This window comes from Streptomyces sp. NPDC001194 (genome assembly GCF_042896985.1).
Taxonomy (GTDB): domain Bacteria; phylum Actinomycetota; class Actinomycetes; order Streptomycetales; family Streptomycetaceae; genus Streptomyces.
Genome location: NZ_JBIAXU010000009.1, coordinates 183,653 through 196,330, shown reverse-complemented (window position 1 = coordinate 196,330; position 12,678 = coordinate 183,653). Strand labels below are relative to the sequence as shown.

At 72.8% G+C, this 12,678-nt stretch carries 14 protein-coding genes; 11 read left to right on the top strand and 3 right to left on the bottom strand.

Going from position 1 to position 12,678, the window contains the following annotated elements; translation table 11 throughout:
* The first annotated feature begins 764 nt into the window (after positions 1 to 764).
* The 6 genes from ACFY1T_RS20685 to ACFY1T_RS20660 are packed head-to-tail and all read left to right on the top strand — an operon-like array spanning position 765 to position 6,574.
* A complete protein-coding gene (locus ACFY1T_RS20685) occupies positions 765 to 1,700 on the top strand; it encodes a TauD/TfdA dioxygenase family protein (protein WP_390789401.1) in 936 nt (311 codons plus the stop codon).
* Positions 1,701 to 1,743: 43 nt separating this feature from the next.
* A complete protein-coding gene (ssuE, locus tag ACFY1T_RS20680; protein WP_390789400.1) occupies positions 1,744 to 2,307 on the top strand; it encodes an NADPH-dependent FMN reductase in 564 nt (187 codons plus the stop codon).
* 37 nt (positions 2,308 to 2,344) lie between these two features.
* The gene (locus ACFY1T_RS20675; protein ID WP_390789399.1) at positions 2,345 to 3,376 is read left to right on the top strand and encodes an ABC transporter substrate-binding protein; all 1,032 of its coding nucleotides are present in this window, start codon (positions 2,345 to 2,347) and stop codon (positions 3,374 to 3,376) included.
* Positions 3,377 to 3,381: 5 nt separating this feature from the next.
* Positions 3,382 to 4,221 carry an ABC transporter ATP-binding protein gene (locus ACFY1T_RS20670; RefSeq protein ID WP_384705780.1) on the top strand — a complete coding sequence of 280 codons (840 nt, stop codon included), beginning with the start codon at positions 3,382 to 3,384 and terminating at the stop codon, positions 4,219 to 4,221.
* Positions 4,218 to 5,210, top strand: coding sequence for an ABC transporter permease subunit (locus ACFY1T_RS20665; protein WP_390789398.1), 993 nt, complete (start codon positions 4,218 to 4,220; stop codon positions 5,208 to 5,210). The genes ACFY1T_RS20670 and ACFY1T_RS20665 overlap by 4 nt, the downstream gene beginning before the upstream one ends.
* 32 nt (positions 5,211 to 5,242) lie before the next feature.
* On the top strand, positions 5,243 to 6,574 hold the full coding sequence (locus ACFY1T_RS20660; RefSeq protein WP_030868869.1) for an LLM class flavin-dependent oxidoreductase: 1,332 nt from the start codon (positions 5,243 to 5,245) through the stop codon (positions 6,572 to 6,574).
* Between the two features lie 57 nt (positions 6,575 to 6,631).
* On the opposite strand, the gene ACFY1T_RS20655 is transcribed toward ACFY1T_RS20660, so the two are convergent.
* Positions 6,632 to 7,552 (bottom strand): NADP-dependent oxidoreductase, encoded by a 921-nt coding sequence (locus ACFY1T_RS20655; RefSeq protein ID WP_390789397.1) that lies wholly within the window; start codon positions 7,550 to 7,552, stop codon positions 6,632 to 6,634.
* Between the two features lie 48 nt (positions 7,553 to 7,600).
* Positions 7,601 to 8,314 carry a DUF2470 domain-containing protein gene (locus ACFY1T_RS20650; protein ID WP_390789396.1) on the bottom strand — a complete coding sequence of 238 codons (714 nt, stop codon included), beginning with the start codon at positions 8,312 to 8,314 and terminating at the stop codon, positions 7,601 to 7,603.
* Between the two features lie 163 nt (positions 8,315 to 8,477).
* Between ACFY1T_RS20650 and ACFY1T_RS20645 the strand changes: the two genes are divergently transcribed.
* From ACFY1T_RS20645 to ACFY1T_RS20630, 4 genes are all read left to right on the top strand, one after another.
* Positions 8,478 to 8,873 (top strand): cell division protein SepF, encoded by a 396-nt coding sequence (locus tag ACFY1T_RS20645; RefSeq protein WP_030154409.1) that lies wholly within the window; start codon positions 8,478 to 8,480, stop codon positions 8,871 to 8,873.
* A gap of 67 nt (positions 8,874 to 8,940) precedes the next feature.
* On the top strand, positions 8,941 to 10,164 hold the full coding sequence (locus ACFY1T_RS20640) for an ATP-binding protein (protein WP_390789395.1): 1,224 nt from the start codon (positions 8,941 to 8,943) through the stop codon (positions 10,162 to 10,164).
* Positions 10,161 to 10,571 (top strand): nucleotide pyrophosphohydrolase, encoded by a 411-nt coding sequence (locus ACFY1T_RS20635; protein ID WP_390789394.1) that lies wholly within the window; start codon positions 10,161 to 10,163, stop codon positions 10,569 to 10,571. The genes ACFY1T_RS20640 and ACFY1T_RS20635 overlap by 4 nt, the downstream gene beginning before the upstream one ends.
* A gap of 123 nt (positions 10,572 to 10,694) precedes the next feature.
* Positions 10,695 to 11,180, top strand: coding sequence for a DUF6099 family protein (locus ACFY1T_RS20630; protein WP_390789393.1), 486 nt, complete (start codon positions 10,695 to 10,697; stop codon positions 11,178 to 11,180).
* A gap of 102 nt (positions 11,181 to 11,282) precedes the next feature.
* On the opposite strand, the gene ACFY1T_RS20625 is transcribed toward ACFY1T_RS20630, so the two are convergent.
* Positions 11,283 to 11,549, bottom strand: a complete 267-nt coding sequence (locus ACFY1T_RS20625) for a hypothetical protein (RefSeq protein ID WP_390789392.1) — start codon at positions 11,547 to 11,549, stop codon at positions 11,283 to 11,285.
* Between the two features lie 203 nt (positions 11,550 to 11,752).
* Here ACFY1T_RS20625 and ACFY1T_RS20620 point away from each other — a divergent pair, with 203 nt between their 5' ends.
* Complete coding sequence (locus ACFY1T_RS20620; protein WP_390789391.1) at positions 11,753 to 12,676, top strand: LLM class F420-dependent oxidoreductase; 924 nt, start codon at positions 11,753 to 11,755, stop codon at positions 12,674 to 12,676.
* Positions 12,677 to 12,678 lie beyond the last annotated feature (2 nt).

The following is a 12,678-nucleotide window of genomic DNA, read 5'->3' as shown; positions in this document are numbered from 1 at the left end:
CACGTTTGACACTCCGGACGGCACCCCACCCCGCCCCCGACCCCTGTCGGTGGCTTCGGCCGCGAGGGCGGGCGACGGCCGGAGTGTCGGCGCCGCGTGGCGGTCGCGTTGCGGGGCCATGAAATCCAGCCACGCTTTTCAGCCGTTCGGAAGCCTTCCACGGCCTCTGGCCGCATGCTCGAAAAGCCAGGTCAGAGCGCACGCGATATGGCGTGCGAGGGCATCGGGCCCGGTTTGTTTCGGCGTGTCGGGCGGGGCTTGACCCCTACCCGAGTCGCTGCCAGGCTCCGAGCCATGTCCGCGTTCGAGCTTCTCGCCCCGCGGTTCCGCACCCCCGGCTCCTGTACCGCGCCGGGTGCGTGTCCGGGCCGCTGTCAGGCCCCGCGCCGCGCCTGAGCGCCGCCCCGGGTCCCGCCCGATGACCGTTCGGCCTCCCGCCGAACCGGCCCTCGGTCCCGCACCGGCCCGGGACGGCCCGCCTCCCGGCCGGCCCTCCGCCGTCGGCCGCTAGCGCCCCGGCCGTTCTCCTTCGGCAAGCCCGCCCGGCCTCCGGCCCACCAGCCTCCGGCCGCCCGACCCAAGGCCGACCCGACCCAAGGCCGACCCGGCCCGGGTCACGACCCGTGAGCCTCGGGTCGACGGGCCTGCCCGGCTCCCCCGTCACCGTCCCGCGGCGAGCCCTGCCCGCAGGCCGGACGCTTCTCTGCGCCCTCGGCCCGCTCGGGCCGGCCCCGCGCCGTCCGAAACCACCCTGAGGAGTCCCCATGAGCACCGCCACCCGCACCCAGCTCACCGTCACCCGGATCGGCGGCCGCATCGGCGCCGAGATCGGGGGCGTGCGGCTCGGGGGTGAGCTTGCGCAGGAGGTCGTGGCCGAGGTCCGGGCCGCCCTCCTCGCCCACAAGGTCGTCTTCTTCCGCGACCAGGACCACCTCGACGAGGCCGGCCACGAAGCCTTCGCCCAGCTGCTCGGCACCCCCGTCGCCCACCCCACGGTGCCCTCCGCCGACGGCCGCTACGCCCTCGGCATCGACTCCCACCACGGCGCCCGCGCCAACCAGTGGCACACCGACGTCACCTTCGTGCCCGCCTACCCCGCCTTCTCCATCCTGCGCGCCGTCACCATCCCCCCGTACGGCGGCGACACCCTCTGGGCCAACACCGCCACCGCGTACGCCCACCTCCCCGAGCCGCTCCGCGTCCTCGCCGACGGCCTGCGCGCCGTCCACACCAACGAGTACGACTACGCGGCCCTCAAGCCCGACGCGCTCCCCGAGGCCCTCGCCCAGTACCGCGAGGTGTTCACGTCCACGAAGTTCCGCACCGAGCACCCCGTCGTCCGCGTCCACCCCGAGACCGGCGAACGCACCCTGCTCCTCGGGAACTTCGTCCAGCGGATCGACGGACTGACCGGTCAGGACTCCCGTGCACTGGTCGACCTCTTCCAGTCGCACATCGAGCGCCCCGAGAACACCGTCCGCTGGCAGTGGCGGGCCGGCGACGTCGCGATCTGGGACAACCGGGCCACCCAGCACTACGGCGTCGACGACTCGGACGACCACGAGCGCACCCTGCGCCGCGTGACGGTCGACGGCGACGTGCCCGTCGGCCCGGACGGGGTCCCGTCCCGCCTGATCAGCCCGGAGACCGTCCCCGACCCGTCCTTCGGCATCCCGTCGGGCGCGTCCGCCGCCGCCTGACGCGCCCCGCCCGTACCGCCCGTACGACATCCCAGGAGGCATCGTGCCCAGCCTGCTCGCCCTCACCGGCAGCCCCTCCCCGCATTCCCGTACCGCCGTCGTCGCCGACCACGTGCTGCGCCGGCTCGCCCACGCCGGGTTCGACACCGCCCACCTCGCCGTACGGGAGCTCCCCGCCGCCGACCTCCTCGCCGCACGCCGCGGTGAGCCCGAGATCCGCCGGGCCCTCGAAGCCGTCGCGGCCGCCGACGGGGTCATCGTCGCGACCCCGGTCTACAAGGCCTCGTACACCGGTCTCCTCAAGGCCTTCCTCGACCTGCTGCCGCAGGACGGGCTGGCCGGCAAGACGGTCCTGCCGATCGCCACCGGCGGCAGCCTCGCCCACGTACTGACCCTCGACTACGCCCTGCGTCCGGTGCTCGCCGCGCTCGGAGCCCGGCACGTCACCGCCGGCCGGTTCGTCCTGGACTCCTCCGTGGGGCGCGGTACCGGTCCCGGCCGGCTGCGGCCCGAGGCGGAGCTGGACCTCTTCCAGGCCGTCGACGAGTTCGCCGAGGCGCTGAGCGCCGGAGCCTCGGCCGCCGCTTTCGTGACGACCGCCCCGTAGCGGTCCAGAAACCCCAGATTTCGGACAAGGAACCCCAATGCCCGCAGCTCTCGTCTCCACCCGCACTTCCCGACGCCAGTTCCTCACCCTGCTCGGCATCTCGGCGGCGGCGGTGAGCTGCGGCACGGCCACCGCCTCCGGCGGATCCGGCAAGCAGGTCACGTCCCTGAAGTACCAGGGCGCCGTCGGCGCCGTCCTGCTCCCCGAGCTGGCCGCGGACCTCGGCTACCTGGGCGGCCTGACCCTCGACTGGGTCGGCAACACCATCAGCGGCCCCCAGGACATCCAGTCCGCGGCCACCGGCCAGACCCACTTCGGCGGAGCCTTCAACGGCGCGATCGTCAAACTCGCCGCGAGCAAGGCCCAGATCCAGTCCGTCATCTCCTACTACGGCTCCGACAAGGACACCTACCTCGGCTACTACGTCCTGGAGGACAGCCCGATCCGCTCGCCCCGCGACCTGATCGGCAAGAAGGTCGGCATGAACACCCTGGGCGCCCACGCCCAGGCGCTGCTGGACATCTACCTGGAGCGCAACGGCCTCTCCAAGGCCGAGGCCGCGAAGGTCGAGTCCCTCGTGGTCCCGCCCGTCAACACCGAGCAGGCCCTGCGCCAGAAGCAGATCGAGGTCGGGGTGCTCAGCGGCGTCCTGCGGGACAAGGCCCTCGCCGCCGGCGGCATACGCCCGCTGTTCAAGGACTTCGAGCTGCTCGGTGCCTTCAGCGCCGGTTCGTACGTGATGACGCGGCGGTTCATCAAGGAGAACCCCGACACCGTGAGGACCTTCACGACGGGCGTCGCCAAGGCCATCGAGTGGTCCCGCACCACCCCGCGCGAGGAGGTCATCGCCCGGATGACCGAGATCGTCAAGAAGCGCGGCCGCAACGAGGACACCTCCACCCTCCAGTACTGGCGCTCGTTCGGGGTGGCCGAGACCGGCGGCCGGATCGCCGACAAGGAGTTCCAGCTGTGGATCGACTGGCTCGGTGAGCGCGGCGAGATCAAGAAGGGCCAGCTGAAGCCCTCGGACCTGTACACGAACGAGTTCAACGACCAGGGGAAGGGCTGAGCACCATGGCGAAGATCGTGTTCGAGTCCGTGACGAAGACCTTCCCGAGGAAGCAGGCCAAGGGGAGGAAGGCACGGGGGGACGGCGGCAGCTTCACCGCGCTCGACGGCGTCGACCTGGAGATCGGGGCAGGGGAGTTCGTGGTGGTCGTCGGCCCCAGCGGCTGCGGCAAGTCCACCCTCCTGGACCTGCTGGGCGGACTGACCCGCCCCACCTCCGGCCGGATCCTGCTCGACGGCGAGCCGGTCACCGGGCCGGGCCTGGACCGGGGCATCGTCTTCCAGCAGTACGCCCTGCTGCCCTGGCGCACCGCCCTCGGCAACATCGAGTTCGGACTGGAGGCGACGGGCGTACCCCGCCGTGAACGCACGGAACGGGCCCGGGAGTTCCTGGACCTGGTCGGCCTCACCGGCTTCGAGGACCGCCACCCGCACGAGCTGTCCGGGGGCATGCGCCAGCGCGTGGCCATCGCCCGCTCGCTCGCCTACGACCCGGACGTCCTGCTGATGGACGAGCCGTTCGCCGCGCTCGACGCGCAGACCCGCGAATCCCTCCAGGACGAGCTGCGCCGCATCTGGCAGCGCACGGGCAAGACCGTCGTGTTCATCACGCACGGGATCGAGGAGGCCGTGTACCTCGGGCAGCGGGTGGCCGTGATGACCTCCCGCCCCGGCCGGATCAAGGAGGCCGTCCCCGTCTCCTTCGGCGACCGGGCCACCGGCGCCGGCGGGGAGGAGCTGCGCTCCAGCCCGGAATTCGCCCGCTACCGCCACGAGATCTGGACCCTGCTCCACGACGAGGTGGCCCGCGCCCAGCAACTGGAGAAGGAGGAGGCCACCGTATGAGCACCGCAGCCGATACGAAGACCACCGGGCCCGAGACGGCCCCCGGGAGCGGGGTGCGCACCACCCGTACGCCCGAGCCGGCGGGGGAACCGGCCCCGGCACGGGAATCCGCGCCCGTACCCGAACCGGCACCGGTACGCGAACCCGGGGCGGCCGAGGCTGCGGACGCCCCGCACGCCCCGCACGCCCCGCACGCCCCGGGCGCCGTCGGCCGCCGGCTGCGCGCCGCCGCCCACTGGCTGCGCGCGGCGGCCCTGCGCTCGGCGGCGATCCTCGCCCTGCTCGCGCTCTGGGAGGCGGCGCCCCGGCTCGGACTGGTGGACTCCACCTTCCTCCCGCCGGTCAGCGAGGTCGCCGCAGCCTGGTGGGAACTGGCGGGCAACGGCCAGCTCGCCGAGCACACGCAGGCCAGCCTGGTCCGCTCGTTCGGCGGCTTCGGCATCGCCGTCGTCGTCGCGGTCCCGCTCGGCCTGCTCATCGGCTGGTACCGGCCCGTCGCGGTGCTGCTCGGCCCGCTGCTGGAGGTGTTCCGCAACACCGCGGCGCTCGCCCTGCTGCCGGTGTTCGTCCTGCTGCTCGGCATCGGGGAGACCTCGAAGGTCTCGATCGTCGTCTACGCCTGCGTCTGGCCGATCCTGCTGAACACCATCAGTGCCGTCGGCAACGCCGATCCGACCCTGGTCAGACTGGCCCGTTCCATGGACCTCTCGACGCCGAGGCTGTTCCAGAAGGTGATCCTGCCGGCCTCCGTACCGGCCGTCTTCACGGGCATCCGGCTGGCCGGGGCCGTCTCGATCCTGGTCCTCGTGGCCGCCGAGATGATCGGCGCCAAGGCGGGGCTCGGCTTTCTGATCAACGCCTCGCAGTTCAACTTCGCGATCCCGGAGATGTACGCGGGCATCGTCACCATCTCGGCCATCGGCGTGGCGTTCAACCAGCTCCTCGTCACCGTCGAACGCCGCCTCAGCCTCTGGCGCGTCCCCGCCTGACACCCGTCTCTTCCATCCCGAGGAACACCACCATGACCGCACCCCGGACCCTGCACCTCAACGCCTTCCTCATGAACGCCGGGCACCACGACGCCGCCTGGCGGCACCCCGACAGCAGCCCCGAACGGGTCACCGACCTGCGGTACTTCCAGGACCTGGCGCGGACCGCCGAGCGCGGGCGGCTCGACTCGATCTTCTTCGCCGACGGACTCGCCCTCTGGGGCAAGGCCCGCTACAACGCCCTCGGCGGGTTCGAGCCGCTCACCCTGCTCTCGGCCATCGCCGCCGTCACCGAGCACATCGGACTCATCGCCACCGTCTCGACCACCTTCAACGAGCCGTTCCACCTCGCCCGCAAGTTCGCCTCCCTCGACCACATCAGCAACGGCCGGGCCGGATGGAACATCGTCACCTCCGGCACCGTCGACGAGGCCCGCAACTTCGGCCAGGACGAGCACCTCGAACACGGCCTCCGCTACGACCGCGCCCGTGAGTTCCTCGACGTCGCCACCAAGCTCTGGGACAGCTGGGAGGACGACGCGATCGTCCTCGACAAGGAGCGCGGCATCTACGCCGACACCGACAAGCTCCACCCCGCCGCCCACCGCGGTACGTACTTCGGCGTCGCCGGCCCGCTCAACGTGCCCCGCTCCCCGCAGGGCCACCCGCTGCTCGTCCAGGCCGGCTCCTCGGAGGACGGCAAGGAGTTCGCCGCGCAATACGCCGAGGCCGTCTTCACCGCCCAGCAGACCCTCGCCGACGGGCAGACCTTCTACAAGGACCTCAAGTCGCGCCTCGCGAAGTACGGACGGACCGAGTCCGACCTGCTCGTCCTGCCCGGCATCGCCCCCGTCATCGGCTCCACCGAGGCCGAGGCCAAGGCCCTGGAGCAGCAGCTCACCGATCTCCAGGTGCCGGAGTACGGGCTCGCCCAGCTCTCCGGCATGCTCGGCACCGACCTGACCGGCCTGCCCCTCGACGGCCCGCTGCCCGAGCTCCCCGAGGAGCGGGACATCAACGGCAACAAGAGCCGCTTCACGCTCGTCGCCGAACTGGCCCGCCGCGACGGCCTCAGCCTGCGCGACCTGATCGCCCGCCTCGGCGCCGGCCGCGGCCACCGGGTCTTCGCCGGCACGCCCGAGCAGATCGCCGACCAGCTGCAGGAGTGGTTCACCCAGGGCGCCGCCGACGGGTTCAACATCATGGCGCCCGTACTGCCGACCGGTCTCACCGACTTCGTCGACCACGTCGTGCCGATCCTGCAGCGGCGGGGCCTCTTCCGCACCGAGTACACCGGGACCACCCTGCGCGAGAACTACGGCCTCGGTCGCCCGGCGAACCGGTACGCGCCGGCCGTCGCCTGACGGGCCCGCCCGCCGCGGGCCGCCGGAGCTCCGCGCTCCGGCGGCCCGCGCGCGTCCTCAGACGGTCAGGACGATCTTTCCCCGGGTGCGGCCCGCCGCGCTGAGCTCCCAGGCCCTCGCGGCTTCGGCGAGCGGCAGCGCGTGCTCCACGTTGACCGTGAGCCCGCCCGTGTCGGCGAGCTCCGCCAGGAACGTCAGGTCGGCGGTGTCCGGGCGCACCCACAGCTGGTGCGCGCCCTTGGCGGCGGCCTCGTAATCGGCGATGGAGACCACCCGGCCGCGCTCGGTGACGAGCGACTGGAGGATCTCGACGGCGCCGTCCCCGAAGAAGTCCAGCCCCGCGTCGACCCCTTCGGGGGCCAGTGCGCGGATCCGGTCCGCCATGCCCTCCCCGTACAGGACGGGCTCGGCGCCGAGCGAGCGCAGGTAGTCGTGGTTGTGCGCGCCGGCCGTGCCGATGACGCGCAGGCCGAGCGCGACGGCGATCTGTACGCCGAAGGAGCCGGTGCCGCCGGCCGCGGAGTGGATGACCACGGTCTCGCCGGACTTGAGGCCGACGCGCCGGAGGGACTGGTACGCGGTGAGGCCGGCCAGCGGGAGGCCCGCGGCCTGCTCGAAGCCGAGGGAGCGGGGCTTGCGGGCCAGGGTCCGCACGGGGGCCGAGACGAGTTCGGCGTAGGTGCCGAGCTCGACCCATTCCTTGCGGACGTACCCGTAGACCTCGTCGCCGACGGCGAAGTCGAAGGTGTCGGGGCCGACGGCCTCGACGACTCCGGCCACGTCCCAGCCGGGTATGACGGGGTGGCGCACTTCGAGGATCGGGTCGAGGTATCCGGCGGCGAGCTTCCAGTCGACCGGGTTGACACCGGCCGCCTTGACCCGGACCAGCACCTCGCCGGGGCCGACCTTGGGCTGCGGTACGTCAACGAGCTTGAGGTTCCCGGAAGTTCCGTATGCGTCGTACGTGATTGCCTTCATGATCGTCCCCAACGGGGCCCCCGGCGGGCCTATTCCCGTACGGACCGCTCAGGCGGGCAGGCTGTTGCGGTGCGAGCGCCGCCGGGCCGCGCTGAACAGGGCCTGGATCTGGACCCCGGACTGCTCGACGTCGTCGAGCGGCGAGGGGAACGGCAGCCGTACGTCCTGGTGGCCGCGGTGCAGCTCCAGCCGCAGGGTGATCCCGTACCGGTCCATGGCGAGCGGCAGCACGCGGACGACGGCGGCGGCGGGCAGCGGCCGGACCAGGCGCAGGAGGAGCGTGACGAGCTCGGCGTGGTCGTCGAGGAAGTGCGTGAGCATGCCGGCCTCGTACGGGGCGAGGGGGTCGGGGCAGGCCGCGTCGAGCTCTTCGAGGCCGACGCAGGTGCGTCCCCCGTCGGTCTCCAGGACGGCCCGGCCGAATTCCATGCAGGTGGAATCGGCGCCTTCGTCCGTGTAGGGCGTGAGCAGGCGGCCCGTGACCGTGACGCGGGCGCGGACCCGGTCGCGTACGGGGGTCGGGGCGATGTCGGTGAACTCCAGCCGGATCGAGGGCCGGTGCTCCCCGTCGCCGCCCGGTTCGGACGGGTGCAGGTGCAGCCGGCTCATCGGGTCCGATCCGTCCAGGTGGCGGACCTCGCTGCTGAGACCGTCCGTGACCACGGTCATGGAGTGGGCGGCGGCCAGGATCGACCGGACCCGCTCGGCATCGGTGGGCCGGCCGGCGGCCGGGGTGGCGGGGGCAGCACCGGGCATGCGCATGCGGGATCTCTCCATCGTCCTGGGCGAGTGACTTAGGTATGCCTAACCTAACCTATTCGCTTCTGCGGGAGTACCCCGCGTCGCTCGTGTCGTTGTTGGGCTGAACGGGTGAAACGCGAGAGGATGGGGGGATGCACATGAAGCGCACGGCCGAGGCGGCCCGGTGAGCAGGTACGACGTCACGGACGAACAGTGGGAGGGGCTCGCGCAGGTGGTCCCCCTGCGCAGTCGCAACGAGTGGCCCTCCCGGGTGGACCACCGCACGATCCCCACGGCGCCGGGGGCGTCCGCGGCGGAGCAGCGGCGCTTCGTCGTGATCCGGGTCCAGGTCTTCGCCGATGCCCGGGAGGTGGCCGAGTACCTGATCGCACAGATCCCGGTGCTGCTCGACCTCACCGGCGCGGACGGCGAAGTGGCCAAGCGGATCCTCGACTTCAGCAGCGGAGTCGTCTTCGGGCTGGGCAGCGGGATGCACCGGGTCGACCGGAACGTCTTCCTGCTGGCCCCCGTCGGGACCGAGGTCGAGGGGATCGCGGCCGCCGCCGTCCCCCGATCGTAGGAAGGTCGTGAGGGCGGAACGGTTCGCCGGACCCACCGGGGGCCCGGCGCCCCGTACCGTCCGACGCATGGACGCCACTTTGGGCTCGGGCGCGCCGGGGGCCACGGCCCCTGGCCGCGCCGGGTTATCCACCGCCGTTTCCGATGCCGCGATCCCGCCCGCCGTCGTGCACCACCGGCCCGTCGTCACCGGATTGCGGCTTTCCGCCTTCGGGGCGCACCGCGGCGCCGTCTTCGCGCTGGGGCCCGTGACCTTCCTCGCCGGGCCCAGCGGCAGCGGCAAGTCCCAGGTCCTGGCCGCCTACGAGGCCCTGGCCGGGCTCGGGGCCGGGGCCACGCTCGAGGAGGCGTTCCCCGATCCGGCGGGCCGGATCCCCGACCGGGCCCTGCCCGACGGCCAGGGGCGGCGCGGATTCCGCATCGGCTGCACCGTCGACGGCCCCGCCGGGCCCGTCCGCCTCGACCTCGCCGTACAGGCCGAGCCCACGCTCCGCATCGTCGGGGAGCGGCTCGCGGTCGACGGGCAGATCCTGCTCGCCACCGCCCTGCGCGACCCCGGCCGTCGCTCCGTTCAGGCCTCCTGGCTGACCGGCGGAGCCGTCGGCGTCACCCGGGCCCCGCTCCCCGACGACCGGCTCGGCACCGCCCTGCTCCCGCTGCGCGTCGCCGGCTCGACGGCCGGGCAGCGCCGGGTCCTCGCGGCCGCCGAGCAGGTGGTGGTGGCGCTGCGCTCGGTGTTCTCCTGCGACCCGCGCCCCGACCGGATGCGCGCACCCGTCCCGGAGGGTGAGGGCAGGCTGCTCGGGGACTGCGCCAACCTGGCCGACGTCCTGCGCCGGACCCGCCACGAATGCGGCACCCGTCACGCGCTGCTCGCCGCGGCGGCGCGCACCGGATGCGCGGGCCCGGTGGAGGGTCTGGACGTACGGGCTCCCGCGCACGGCCCGGTCACGGCGGTGCTGGTCCGCGGCCGGGCCGGGCCCGCCACGGAACTGGGCCGGCTCGGCGCGGGCGAGCTCCGCTTCCTCGCGCTGGCGCTGGTCCTGCTGACCGGCCCGGGGGTGCTCGCCATGGACCCGGCCGCCGAGCTGCTCTCCGCCCGGCAGGCGCTGACCGTCCTCGCCGACGGCTTCGACCGCGATCTGGACCGGCGGCAGAGTGCCGAACTGCTGCGGCTGGCCCTGCTGTCCTGTGGCCGCGGCCACGTCCGGCTGCTCGCGGCGGTGGGGGAGGAGGCGGCCGGGGTCGCCCGGGCGACCCCGGGGGTGACGGTGGTAGACCTGATCCCATGAGCGATGAGCAGGACGTACAGCACGGGGGCGAGCCGGGCCCGCAGGATCCCCGACCGGAGGAGCGGCTGCACCGACTGCAGCGCAGGCTGGCCGAGTTCGCCGCCGCGCGCGGATGGGAGCCGTACCACACGCCCAAGAACCTGGCGGTGGCGCTGAGCGTGGAAGCGTCCGAACTGGTCGAAATCTTCCAGTGGCTGACCCCGGAACAGTCGGCGGAGGTCATGGGAAAGCCGGAAACGGCGCACCGCGTGGCCGATGAGGTGGCCGACGTACTGGCGTATCTGCTGCAATTCTGTGAGGTTCTCGGGGTGGATGTGCTCGATGCGCTCGCCGCGAAGATCGAGAGGAACGAGCTCCGCTTCCCGGTGAAGGGGCTTCCGACATCGAATTGTCACTCTTCGGAGTGATGGCGTCGTCCACAACCATGTTTGTGTCCACAGATTTCCGAATACCCCTGGCTTTACTGGCCCATTGCCCTCACTCTGGGTAGTGGTGAGGATGGCGGATGTCGTGCGGACGGGGGACGGCATATGGATGCGGTACGGCTCATCGCGGCCGGCCGGCACGCGCTGGCACAGAGCGGGGCGGCGATGGACATCGTGGGCGAGGCCTGGCAGGCCCAGGCGCTCGCACAGGGGATCGGGAGCTGGCTGGCGGTCACGGGGCCGCCGGAGCTGAGATCGGAGGCACGGGGACTGGGTGAAGCGGGGGGCAGAGGTTGCGGGGTGCTCGACAGAGCGGCCCTGAGCGGAGAGGGCAGCGCGCCCGACTATCCGCCGAGAGCCGCACAGCTCACCGAGGTGGCGGATGTCCGCCAGGCTCTGCTCGGACTGCAGGCGCTGCTCGGCGAAGTGGGGATAGCCCTGGTCGGGGTGGCCTGCGCCACGGACGACGAAGGCCTGTACTGGCAGTGCATAGAGTCCATAGACGCGGCCGACGAATCGAGTGACCGGGTCCGGGGAGTCCTGCGCCGGCTGACGGTCCGCGAACGGGGGTCCGCCTCGGGTGTGGCCTGACGGGCGAGCGCGGCCCACGTGGCCCGACGGGAGAACGGCGAGAGCGGAATCGGGGGTCCCGCCGCGCGCGACGGGACCCGCACGGTCATCAGACCGGCACGGTCAGTACGACCGGTAGGGCGGGCGCGCGCCGTCGGGGGTACGGCTGCCCGGGGTCAGCGGCGCGCCAGGGTCGCGGTCCGTGGAGGACTGGAGGTCGGCGTCGAGCTGCGAGAGGTCGGCGTTCAGCGCCGCCATCAGCTCTTCCATCTGCTGGAGCAGGCCCTTCGGCGCGCCGCCCCGGGCGGCCGCCGCGGGCTCCTGACGTGCATGGTCGTGTGCTGCCTGTCCGGTCTGTCCGACGTGCTCGGGCACGGACTCGTGGGACATGGCGGCCTCCTCGGCCCTGGCCCTTCCGAGGCGGAAGGGGGCGGCGGACGCGTCGGCGAAAGGCCGCCGGCGCGCGGGCCGGGCGGTCCGGCTCCGTCCGAGCCAACGAGCCCCATCCGGGCTGGTCACTGGCCGGGCGCGGGGTGGACCGTCCGGTTGACGCAGATTCACCCTGCCGGGGTGGGCGAGGCAGGATGGGAGTCATGGATCTCCGTATTTTCACCGAGCCCCAGCAGGGCGCGAGCTACGACACCCTCCTGAGCGTCGCCAAGGCCACCGAGGACCTGGGCTTCGACGCGTTCTTCCGGTCGGACCACTATCTGAAGATGGGGTCGGCGGACGGCCTGCCCGGTCCCACCGACGCCTGGATCACGCTCGCGGGCCTGGCCAGGGAGACGCGGCGGATCCGGCTCGGCACGCTCATGACGGCCGGGACGTTCCGGCTGCCCGGCGTGCTCGCCATCCAGGTGGCCCAGGTCGACCAGATGTCCGGCGGCCGGGTCGAACTGGGGCTGGGCGCGGGCTGGTTCGAGGAGGAGCACAAGGCGTACGGCATCCCCTTCCCGGCGGAGCGGATGGCCCGGCTGGAGGAGCAGCTGGCCATCGTCACCGGCCTGTGGGCGACCGAGCCCGGAGGCACGTTCGACTACACCGGCACCCACTACCGGGTGGAGAAGTCCCCGGCGCTGCCCAAGCCGGCCCAGGCCAAGGTGCCCGTCCTCATCGGCGGCCACGGCGCGAAGCGCACCCCGCGCCTGGCCGCGCGGTACGCGGACGAGTTCAACATGCCGTTCGCGTCGATCGCGGACAGCGAGCGGCAGTTCGGCCGGGTGCGCCGGGCCGCCGAGGAGGCCGGGCGGAGGGCCGACGACCTCGTCTACTCCAACGCCCTGGTGGTGTGCGTCGGCCGGGACGACGCCGAGGTCGCCCGCCGGGCCGCCGCCATCGGCCGGGACGTGGACGAGCTCAAGGCCAACGGCCTGGCCGGCTCCCCGGCCGAGGTGGTGGAGAAGATCGGTGCCTACGCGGCCGTCGGCAGCTCCCGCGTCTACCTCCAGATGCTCGACCTCGACGACCTGGACCACCTGGAGCTGATCTCGGCCCAGGTGCTGTCCCAGCTCGGCTGAGG

Bases quoted from the DNA above. Each gene is read 5' to 3' on its own strand.
- ACFY1T_RS20685 (WP_390789401.1), top strand. From the start codon at position 765: ATGAGCACCGCCACCCGCACCCAGCTCACCGTCACCCGGATCGGCGGC.
- ACFY1T_RS20675 (WP_390789399.1), top strand. From the start codon at position 2,345: ATGCCCGCAGCTCTCGTCTCCACCCGCACTTCCCGACGCCAGTTCCTC.
- ACFY1T_RS20670 (WP_384705780.1), top strand. From the start codon at position 3,382: ATGGCGAAGATCGTGTTCGAGTCCGTGACGAAGACCTTCCCGAGGAAG.
- ACFY1T_RS20665 (WP_390789398.1), top strand. From the start codon at position 4,218: ATGAGCACCGCAGCCGATACGAAGACCACCGGGCCCGAGACGGCCCCC.
- ACFY1T_RS20660 (WP_030868869.1), top strand. From the start codon at position 5,243: ATGACCGCACCCCGGACCCTGCACCTCAACGCCTTCCTCATGAACGCC.
- ACFY1T_RS20655 (WP_390789397.1), bottom strand. From the start codon at position 7,552: ATGAAGGCAATCACGTACGACGCATACGGAACTTCCGGGAACCTCAAG.
- ACFY1T_RS20650 (WP_390789396.1), bottom strand. From the start codon at position 8,314: ATGCGCATGCCCGGTGCTGCCCCCGCCACCCCGGCCGCCGGCCGGCCC.
- ACFY1T_RS20640 (WP_390789395.1), top strand. From the start codon at position 8,941: ATGGACGCCACTTTGGGCTCGGGCGCGCCGGGGGCCACGGCCCCTGGC.
- ACFY1T_RS20635 (WP_390789394.1), top strand. From the start codon at position 10,161: ATGAGCGATGAGCAGGACGTACAGCACGGGGGCGAGCCGGGCCCGCAG.
- ACFY1T_RS20630 (WP_390789393.1), top strand. From the start codon at position 10,695: ATGGATGCGGTACGGCTCATCGCGGCCGGCCGGCACGCGCTGGCACAG.
- ACFY1T_RS20625 (WP_390789392.1), bottom strand. From the start codon at position 11,549: ATGTCCCACGAGTCCGTGCCCGAGCACGTCGGACAGACCGGACAGGCA.
- ACFY1T_RS20620 (WP_390789391.1), top strand. From the start codon at position 11,753: ATGGATCTCCGTATTTTCACCGAGCCCCAGCAGGGCGCGAGCTACGAC.